The following is an 8,920-nucleotide window of genomic DNA, read 5'->3' on the forward strand; positions in this document are numbered from 1 at the left end:
TCCGCGTCGGTCGGGGGCAGGGCCGGGACCGCCGTGCCGCCTGGCCCCGCCCCGGCCGGTGCGGGACTGACCCGCCCGGGCGCGGGCCTCGGATCGGTCGGGCAGGACTGGCATGTCAGCGCCGCCGGCCTCCTGCTGCGGCCGGGGGACCGGCCAGGGCCAGGGGTCCGGGTCACCCTCCACCTGGCGGGTCGCCGACAGTTCGTGAGTGGCCCGGCTCTCCTCGCCGCCGTACCCGGGCCGGGGTCGCTCGGCTTGCCGTCATACGTCCGCCCGGGGCCGGCTGCCCCGCCGCCGCGCCCCCACGGGTCCGGCGTCGTCGCGCGGCGCCGGTCCCGGCGTCAAAAGGGGCAAGATTGAGTCGACAGGTGGTAGACCACTCTCAGCGACAGAGAGGTCGTCCGTGGGCACATACGAGGAGCGCGACGTTGCCCGCCGACGGTTCGACGTGGCGGATGCCGTGCCCCTGCTGCTCGACGCGGCGGGGGTGGTGACGAGCTGGAGCGCCGATGCGCAGCGGCTGCTGGCGTACCCGGCCGCCGAGGTGGTGGGCGCCAGTCTGGCCGACCTCGTGTGCGCCGAGGACGCCGGGCGGGTGCCGGAGCTGGTCGAGCGGTGGCGCAGGGACGGCGGGTGGGCGGGGCTGCTGTCGGTCCGGCACAAGGACGGGCGGCCGGTCAGGGTGATGGTGCGGATCACCTCCGCCATGGAGGCCCGGGGGCCGTCGCGGTGGCTGGTGCTGCTGTCCGAGATGGCCGAGGCGCCCGGCTGGGACATGCCCCGCGGTGTGCTGGAGCAGATGGTCGGCCGCTCGCCGATCGGCATCGCGATGGTGGACACGGACCTGCGGTACGTGTGGTCGAACGCCGCCCTGGCCCGGTTCGGCGGCGGACCGCCCCAGCGGCGGCTCGGGCTGCGGCTGCGGGACGTACAGCCGGGCTTCGACGCCGACCGCGTCGAGGCGCAGATGCGGCACGTGCTGGCGACCGGGGAGACGGTCGTCGGGTACGAGCACGTGGGGCGCCTACGGTCGGCGCCGCACCGGGAGACCGCGCACGTGCTGTCGTTCACCCGGCTGGAGGACGAGCGGGGCCACCCGATGGGCGTGTACTACACCGTCGTGGACATCACCGAGCACCACCGCGCCCGGCAGCGGCTGGCCCTGCTCGACCGGGCCGGCGAACAGATCGGCCGCAGCCTGGACATCGTACGGACCGCGCAGGAGCTGGCCGACGTGGCCGTGCCGGCGTTCGCCGACCTCGTCGCCGTGGACCTGCTGGAGTCGGTGCTGCGGGGGGCGGAGCCCGCGGCCGGGCCGCTGGACGGGACGCAGCCGGTGCGGCTGCGCCGCGCGGGCGGACGGGCGGTGGACGGGAGCGTCTCGCAGGGCGTCGGCGTCGGCGACGTGGCCACCTACCTGCCCGGATCGCCCCCGACGCGCTGTCTGGCCACCGGCCGGTCCTGGCGCGAGGAACGGCTCGACCCGCTCACCCGGGACTGGGGCACCGGCACACCCGGCGACCACGGGGCCACGGTCCCGGACCAGGGCCCGCACAGCGTGCTGGTCGTTCCGGTCCGCGCCCGGGGCGTCACCCTGGGCGTCACCACCTTCTTCCGGCGCCGCCGCCAGGAACCCTTCGACGAGGACGACCTGAACCTGGCCGAGGATCTCGTCTCGCGGGCGGCCGTGTGCGTGGACAACGCCCGGCGCTACACCCGCGAACGGGACGCGGCGCTGGCGCTGCAGCGCAATCTGCTCCCGCACCGCCTGCCCGAGCAGAACGCGGTGGAGGTGGCCGCCCACTACCGCCCGGCGAACCAGCCGAGCGGCCTCGGCGGCGACTGGTACGACCTGATCCCGCTCTCGGGTGCGCGCGTCGCTCTCGTCGTGGGCGAGGTGCCCGGGTACGGCATCGACGCCGCGGCGGCCATGGGGCGGCTGCGGACCGCCGTACGCACCCTGGCCGCGCTGGATCTGCCGCCGCACGAGGTCCTGGCTCACCTCGACGACCTGGTCGCGCGCACGGCCCACGAGGAAAGCGGGGCGCCGGACGCCGAGGAGACCGACAGCACGCAGGCGGTGGGCTCCGGGTGTCTGTACGTCGTCTACGACCCGGTCGAGGGCCGGTGCTCGATGTCCGCCGCCGGGCATCCCGCGCCTGCCGTCGTCCGGCCCGACGGCACCGTCACGTTCGTCGGTCTGCCCCCGGGACCGCCCCTGGGCGCGGGCGGCCCGCTGTTCGAGTCCGTCGGGATGTCCCTGCCGGAGGGCAGCACGCTCGCGCTGTTCACCGACGGTCTGCTGGCCCGTGGGGAGGAGTGGGCCGTGGACGCGGACCGGGAGCGGCTGCGGCGGGCTCTGGAAGGACCGGCGTCCTCGCTGGACCAGCGGTGCCGGGTCATCGTGGACGCCCTGGTCCCGGCCCGTCCGCACGACGACGTGGCGCTGCTGATGGCCCGCACCAAACGCCTCGGCGCCGATCAGGTCGCCTCCTGGGAACTGCCCGGCGACCCGGCCCTCGTCGCCGACGCCCGCAGGACGGCCTGCCGCCGGCTGGCCGACTGGGGCCTGGACGAGCTGGCCTTCACCACGGAACTCGTGGTCAGCGAACTGGTCACCAACGCCATCCGGCACGCCGCCGGACCCATCCGGCTCCGCCTGATCAAGGACCGGTCGCTGATCTGCGAGGTCTTCGACGGCGGCGCTACGGCACCCCATCTGCGTCATCCCCGGACCACGGACGAGGGCGGGCGCGGACTGCTGCTGGTCTCCCAGGTCACCCAGCGGTGGGGCACCCGTTTCCTCCCCGAGGGGAAGGTCATCTGGGCGGAGCAGTCGCTGACGGGTCCGCCGCTGTGAGACCGCGCGTTCCACTCAGCCCACACCATGGGAAACTTGTGCAATCCAGGCAATAAGGCGGAAGCCATGACGGATACGGCGATCGACTACGCGGCGGTGTTCCAGGCGCTGCCCGGCATGGTGGCCCTGCTCACGCCCGACCTGGTGTTCGCCGACGTCAACGAGGAGTTCCTGCACGTGGCCGGCCGCAAGCGCGAGCAGGTGGTCGGCCGACACATCTTCGAGGTGTTCCCGGAGAATCCGCACGACACCGCCGCGACCGGCATGCGCAATCTGCAGGCTTCGCTGCACCGGGTGGCGGCCACCGGCGAGCGGGACACCATGGCCCTTCAGCGGTACGACGTCGAATGTCCCGACCGGCCCGGGGAGTGGGAGGAGCGTTACTGGAGCCCCGTCAACGCGCCGGTGCTCGGCCCGGACGGCAAGGTGGTGCTGCTGGTCCACCGCGTCGAGGAGATCACCGAGCTGATCCGGGCCCGCGGCGGACCCCGCGGCGGTCGGGCCCGGGTCCTCGAGGCCGAGTTGTACACGCGCGCACGTGAACTGCAGGAGCTCAACGAACGGCTGCGTCAGGCGCACGCCCGCGAACGCGAGGTGGCCCTGGCCCTGCAGAAGGCGATGCTGCCCGCCGGACGGCAACTGGGGCACCATCGGGCGGCCGTGCGCTACCGGCCGGCCCTCGGTGCGCTGAACGTGTGCGGGGACTGGTACGACCTGGTCGACCTGGTCGGCGGCAACCGCATCGGGGTATCGGTCGGCGACGTGGTCGGCCACGGCCTGGAAGCCGCCGGGGTCATGGGCCAGTTGCGCAGCGCGCTCAGCGCGGCCTCCCGCGTCGCCGAGGGACCCGCCCAGGCCCTGGACGTCCTGGGCAGGTACGCCAACGTCGTCGACGGCGCCGAATCGGCCACCGCGGTCACCACGTTCATCGACTTCGACCGGCACACGATCACCTACAGCAGCGCCGGCCACCCGCCGCCCGTCCTTGTCCATCCCGAGGGTCGCGTGGAGTTCCTCGACCGGGCCACCGACCCCCCGCTCGACGCGCGCCCCGACCCGATACCGAGACCCCAGGCGGGCACCGCCTTCACCGGCGGCGCCATACTCGCCCTGTACACCGACGGCCTGATCGAGCGGCGCCATGAGGACATCGACACGGGTCTGGACCGCCTCGCCGACTCCCTGCGCCGTCATCGGGCGGAGGATCCCGAACTCCTCGCCGACTCCGTCCTGTTGGAACTGCTGCCTCCCGGAGGCGCCACCGACGACACGGCACTGATCATCGTGCGGCTGTGAACGGCGACGACAGCGGCGGCGGTTCCCCGTGACCGCGCCTGCGCCTAGACTGGCCCCCCACGACATGCCGGTTGACCTGCCGGAACGCGACGGCCCAGCGATCCGCCGGAGCAAGTGAGGAGCGCCCCGTTGTTCTACTACCTGCTCAAGTACGTCCTCCTGGGACCGCTGCTCAGACTGATCTTCCGTCCCCGAATCGAAGGTCTCGAGCACATTCCGCCGTCGGGCCCGGCCATTGTCGCGGGCAACCATCTTTCTTTCTCCGACCACTTCCTGATGCCCGCGGTCCTCAAACGGCGCATCACCTTCCTCGCCAAGGCCGAGTACTTCACCGGGCCCGGCCTCAAGGGCCGGCTGACGGCGTTCTTCTTCCACAGCGCCGGGCAGATCCCGGTGGACCGCTCCGGCAAGGAGGCCGGGCAGGCCGCGATCCGCGAAGGGCTCGGCGTCCTGCGCAAGAACGAACTCCTCGGCATCTATCCCGAGGGCACGCGCTCCCACGACGGCCGGCTCTACAAGGGCAAGGTCGGCGTCGCGGTGATGGCGCTGAAGGCCGGGGTGCCCGTCATCCCCTGCGCGATGATCGGCACCTTCGAGGCCCAGCCGCCCGGCAAGGTCGTCCCCAACATCCACCCCGTGGTGATCCGCTTCGGCAAGCCCCTCGACTTCTCCCGGTACGCCGGCATGGAGAACGAGAAGGCGATCCTGCGGGCCGTCACCGACGAGATCATGTACGCGATCCTGACGCTGTCCGAGCAGGAGTACGTCGACCAGTACGCGGCCGTGGTGAAGGCGGAGGAAGCCGCCGCGCGCACCGAGAAGGAGCGCAAGTTCCCCCGGATGCCGCTGAGTTGACGCCTGCCGTCGGCAAAGGGGCCCGGGGCCGGGCGAGGGCGGCCGTTGGCTCCGGCCGCCCCCACCCTGCCGTACGGCCTACGGCTTCGGCGTGGCGTGCGGCGCGCACGTCACGTCCGCGCCGTCCAGCTTGCCGGTGAGCAGGTAGGCGTCCACCCGCTCGTTGACGCACGGGTTGACCAGGCTGGTCACACCGTGGGAGCCCGCGTCCTTCTCGGTGATCAGACGGGAGCCCTTGAAGCGCTGGTGCAGTTCGACGGCACCGCCGTACGGCGTGGCCGCGTCACGCTCGGACTGCACGATCAGCACGCCCGGCAGACCCTTGCCGGTCTTCACGTCCAGCGGGGTCTGCTGCTTGACCGGCCAGGTCGCGCAGGGCAGGTTCATCCACGCGTTGGCCCAGGTCAGGAACGGGTAGTCCTTGTGCAGCCGGGTGTTGTCCCGGTCCCACCTCTTCCAGCTGGTGGGCCACTTGGCGTCGGTGCACTCGACGGCGGTGTAGACCGCGTTGCCGTTCTCCGAGGCGGCGTTGCCCGCGGTGTCCGACATGTCCGGGGCGGCGGCGTCGACGAGGGCCTGGGTGTCGCCGGCGAAGTACTTGCTGAAGACGGTCGCGACCGGGATCCACGAGGAGTCGTAGTACGGGGCGCCCTGGAAGAAGCCGATCAGTTCGGCCGGGCCGACGAGCCCGCCGATGGGGTTCTTCTTCGCCGTGGCGCGCAACTCAAGCCACTTCGCCTGGACTTCGTCCCGCGTGTCGCCGAGGTGGAAGGTGGCGTCGTTCTTGGCGACCCAGTCCTCCCAGTCCTTCCAGCGCATCTCGAAGGCGACGTCCTGGTCGAGGTTGGCCTCGTACCAGATCTTGTCCCGCGAGGGATTGACGACGCTGTCGACGACCATGCGGCGCACATGGCCGGGGAACAGGGTGCCGTAGACCGCTCCGAGATAGGTGCCGTAGGAGACGCCGAGGAAGTTGAGCTTCTTCTCGCCGAGCGCGGCACGGATGACGTCCAGGTCGCGCGCGGTGTTCGGCGTGGTCATGTGCGGCAGCATCTCGCCGCTGCGCTCGTAGCAGCCCTCGGCGTACTCGCGGGCGAGTTTGCGCTGGGCGCGCTTGTCGGCCTCGGAGTCGGGCACCGGGTCCATCTTGGGCGCCTTGACGAACTCCTGCGGGTCGGCGCACGAGATGGGCGCCGACTTGCCGACGCCCCGCGGGTCGAAGCCCACGAAGTCGTACGCCTTGGCCGTGTTGGCCCAGACGGGCGCCTTGGTGGTGACCCGGCGCGGGAAGCGCAGGCCGGAGCCGCCCGGTCCGCCCGGGTTGTAGATGAGCGCGCCCTGGCGGTCCGCCTTGGTCCCCGTGTTGCCGATGCGGTCGACGGCGAGCTTGATCTGCTTGCCGTAGGGCTTGGCGTAGTCGAGCGGCACGGTGACCCAGCCGCACTGGATGGGCTTCTCCAGGCCCCAGTCGGCGGGGCAGTCCTGCCAGTCGATGCCGGTCTTCGCGGCCTCGGCGGCGGCGATCGCCGCGCCGCGGGCCTCGCGGTCCTGGCCGCCGCGGGAGTCACCGCTGGCGCTCGCCGTGGGCGCTGTCACGGCACCGGCTATCAGCGTGGCCGTGACGAGCACTCCGGCCGAACCGAGCGCCGTCGCCCGCCACTTCGGTCTGATGTCCCTCAAGTGGGACCTCCCCGTACGTCGTTGAGATTGGGTACGGGGATCCTCGCGGCTGTGAGCTCCCTGAGAACAGGGGTGATCGGCCTTCTTTGCCAATCCGATAAACGGGAACGTTCGTTCGCTGGGCGGGTCCTAGCCGATGGAGGCCAGCGCCTCGTCCAGCACCCGGCGCAGCCGCAGCGCGTCCGGCGCCACGGCGGTCACCAGCGCGGCGGGCCCGGCGAGCGGTACGACCGCGGCGGTCTCGCCCAGCACCCTGGCCGCCACCGGCTCCGTCGCGAACTCGGACCGTACGACGACGACTTGGCCGACGGCCCGATGCCCCGCGAGCACGGCGGGCCCGTCCCAGCCGCCCGGCGCTCCGGGCCCGCACGCCAACTCCTGGTCCAGTACGGTCCGCCCACCGACCCGTACGACCAGGCGGCTGCCGAGCCGCCCGGGATCCTCTCCCACGCGCCCGAGCACCTGCTCCTCGCGCAGGACGAGCCGGGCGGTCGCACCGAGGTCGACGTGGGTCGTGACGTACAGATCACTGCCGTGTGCCGAGATCAACTGCTCGGGCAGCCAGTGCAGTTCGCCCCCGTCGGCGACGGTGAGCCGGACGTCGTAGCGGGACTCGCCCTTGGCCTGTCCCGGCAGGGCGATGGTGGCGGCGGCCGAGCCGACGCGCAGCCGGGCCCCGGTCTCCACGCCGGCCTCGATGGTGAAGTGGTCGCCGCCGAGCGGCCCGCTCATCGCGCCGACGAGCATGACGCGCGCCTCGGTGCCGCTCCCCCGGGTCCGCCGCAGCGCCAGCGGCCCGTCGCCCTCCAGGACGGGCAGGGACGTCCCGCCTCGGCCGTCGTCGCGCGCGAGGATCCGCGCGGTGGCCCGCACTCCGGCCACGGCGGCGGTCACGCCGTCCACGCGGCGAGCTGCGCCCGCACCCAGTCGGCGACGTCCCGCACCCCGGGCTCGTTCCTGAGCGACTGGAAGACGACCGGCAGCTCGGCCCGCTGTGCCTTGGCGTCGGCCGCCATCCGGCCGAGGTCGGAGCCGACGTACGGGGCGAGGTCGGTCTTGTTGACGACGAGCAGGTCGGCCGTGGTGACGCCGGGTCCGCCCTTGCGCGGAATGTCGTCACCACCGGCGACGTCGATCACGAAGATCTGCGCGTCGACGAGCCCTTTGGAGAAGGTGGCGGTCAGGTTGTCCCCGCCGGACTCGACGAGGATCAGATCCAGCGGCCCGACCTCGCCCTCCAGATCCTCCACCGCTTCCAGGTTGGCGGAGATGTCGTCCCGGATCGCGGTGTGCGGGCAGGCCCCCGTCTCCACGGCGGTGATCCGCTCGGGCGGCAGCACGGCCTCCCGGAGCAGGAACTCGGCGTCCTCACGCGTATAGATGTCGTTCGTGACAACGGCGAGGGACAGCTCGTCGCGCAGGGCCCGGCAGAGCGCGGCAACGGTCGCGGTCTTCCCGGACCCGACGGGCCCACCGAGCCCGACTCGCAGGGCACGCCGCGAGCCGTCGGCCCGACGGGCATCGGCACTGACGGCGGCGGGGCCGTCGTGGTGGTGGTCGAGGTGCATAGGTGCGGCTCCAAACTCTTGTTACGGTGGTGCCCTTTCAGCCGGCCTGGGCATTCTCAGCCCGTCCGGCGTTTGAGGACGAGGCCGTTCAGGCCGATGGGGGTCCAGGGGGCGGAGCCCCCTGGCGGGGTCGAAGGGGCGGAGCCCCTGGGGACGGGACGGGTAGGGGCGGCGGGGGCGAGACTCCTACGACGCGAACAGCCGTACAGGCCAAGCGGCATGCACCTCCGCACCGATTTCCAGCAGCGGCGCGGAAGCCGCGGGCAAGGCGCCGACCCCCTCGTCGCCACTCCGCCGCGCCGCCTCCACCGCCAGATCCGCAACCCGGTCCACCTCCGGCGCCAGCCGAGCCAGCACCCCCGTGGCGTCAAAGGGGTCAAGGCTCAGCAACCGCACCGTCGCACTCGCAGGCCCACTGACACTCTCGTACGCCGCACAGTAAGCGGCATCCAAGGCCCCCAGGCCCGCAGCCCGAGCCGCAAGCCCCAGGACCACCGGCTGATGCGCCCCCTTCGGAAACTCGCGAGCCAGAGCGTCGAGCTCCGCCGACGGCCAGGTCGCCCGCGCGGCCCGCATCAGCTGACGCCCCAGCTTCCGCGCAGCGCCCCGCAGGGCCGGAGACGGCGTCCGCGCATCGGCGGCCGCGTCCAGCGCCACGGGG

General features: G+C 72.6%; 7 protein-coding genes. 3 read left to right on the plus strand and 4 right to left on the minus strand.

Annotated features, from left to right (window positions below; all coding sequences use genetic code 11):
- Positions 1-403: 403 nt before the first annotated feature.
- The 3 genes from CLM62_RS34730 to CLM62_RS34740 all read left to right on the plus strand — a co-directional run bounded on the left by CLM62_RS34730 (position 404) and on the right by CLM62_RS34740 (position 5,011).
- Complete coding sequence (locus CLM62_RS34730; RefSeq protein ID WP_095753869.1) at positions 404-2,860, plus strand: SpoIIE family protein phosphatase; 2,457 nt, start codon at positions 404-406, stop codon at positions 2,858-2,860.
- Positions 2,861-2,926: 66 nt separating this feature from the next.
- Positions 2,927-4,156 carry a PP2C family protein-serine/threonine phosphatase gene (locus CLM62_RS34735; protein WP_095753870.1) on the plus strand — a complete coding sequence of 410 codons (1,230 nt, stop codon included), beginning with the start codon at positions 2,927-2,929 and terminating at the stop codon, positions 4,154-4,156.
- 129 nt (positions 4,157-4,285) lie between these two features.
- The gene (locus tag CLM62_RS34740; RefSeq protein WP_095753871.1) at positions 4,286-5,011 is read left to right on the plus strand and encodes a 1-acyl-sn-glycerol-3-phosphate acyltransferase; all 726 of its coding nucleotides are present in this window, start codon (positions 4,286-4,288) and stop codon (positions 5,009-5,011) included.
- Between the two features lie 78 nt (positions 5,012-5,089).
- On the opposite strand, the gene CLM62_RS34745 is transcribed toward CLM62_RS34740, so the two are convergent.
- The 4 genes from CLM62_RS34745 to CLM62_RS34760 all read right to left on the minus strand — a co-directional run.
- Positions 5,090-6,691, minus strand: coding sequence for an alpha/beta hydrolase (locus CLM62_RS34745; protein ID WP_095753872.1), 1,602 nt, complete (start codon positions 6,689-6,691; stop codon positions 5,090-5,092).
- Positions 6,692-6,820: 129 nt separating this feature from the next.
- A complete protein-coding gene (locus CLM62_RS34750) occupies positions 6,821-7,594 on the minus strand; it encodes an urease accessory protein UreD (protein WP_095753873.1) in 774 nt (257 codons plus the stop codon).
- The gene (gene ureG / locus CLM62_RS34755) at positions 7,582-8,259 is read right to left on the minus strand and encodes an urease accessory protein UreG (RefSeq protein ID WP_095753874.1); all 678 of its coding nucleotides are present in this window, start codon (positions 8,257-8,259) and stop codon (positions 7,582-7,584) included. Before ureG ends, CLM62_RS34750 begins: the two co-directional genes overlap by 13 nt.
- 186 nt (positions 8,260-8,445) lie before the next feature.
- Positions 8,446-8,920 (minus strand): urease accessory protein UreF (locus tag CLM62_RS34760; protein ID WP_095753875.1); only part of this gene is annotated, 475 nt, incomplete at its 5' end.

It is taken from the genome of Streptomyces sp. SA15 (assembly GCF_002291145.1).
Lineage (GTDB): Bacteria > Actinomycetota > Actinomycetes > Streptomycetales > Streptomycetaceae > Streptomyces.

Coding starts and splice junctions, on each gene's coding strand:
- CLM62_RS34735 (WP_095753870.1), top strand. CDS start 2,927: ATGACGGATACGGCGATCGACTACGCGGCGGTGTTCCAGGCGCTGCCC.
- ureG (WP_095753874.1), bottom strand. CDS start 8,259: ATGCACCTCGACCACCACCACGACGGCCCCGCCGCCGTCAGTGCCGAT.